The organism is Bradyrhizobium sp. NBAIM08, from assembly GCF_020193935.1.
In the GTDB taxonomy this organism is placed as follows: Bacteria; Pseudomonadota; Alphaproteobacteria; order Rhizobiales; family Xanthobacteraceae; genus Bradyrhizobium; species Bradyrhizobium yuanmingense.
The window spans coordinates 1-415 of sequence record NZ_JADYVR010000783.1 but is presented as its reverse complement, the minus strand read 5'-3'; the positions used below and the strand labels follow the sequence as shown (position 1 = coordinate 415).

At 72.0% G+C, this 415-nt stretch carries 1 protein-coding gene; it reads left to right on the top strand.

Annotated elements, in window-relative coordinates:
* The coding region (locus tag I6F37_RS42045) for a DEAD/DEAH box helicase (RefSeq protein WP_368736833.1) at window positions 1-415 on the top strand (415 nt) is incomplete at both ends.

The window sequence follows — 415 nt, the reverse complement described above, 5'->3', positions numbered from 1 at the left end:
GTCCGTTCCTGCGCCGACTCGAGTACGTCGTCATCGACGAGCTCCACACGCTGCGGGGCATCTTCGGCAGCCACGTCGCCCACGTGCTGCGCCGTCTCCGTCGGGTGTGCGCGCACTACGGGTCGCATCCCACCTTCATCTTCTCGTCGGCCACCATCGGCCAACCCGATCGTCTGGCCGGCGACCTGTGCGGGCTGCCCGTGCAGGCCGTGACCGACGACGGGTCGCCGCGAGGCGAGCGCCTGTTCGTGCTGTGGAACCCGCAGGCGGTGGCCGATCCGGCAACCCCCGCCCGAGCGGCGGAGAGCGGAAAGGCCGCCCGAGCGGCGGAGAGCGGAAAGCTCGACGCGATCGGTGCGCCCAGGAAGCCGTCGGCGAACCAGGACACCGCCCGGCTCACCGCCGCGCTGGTCAC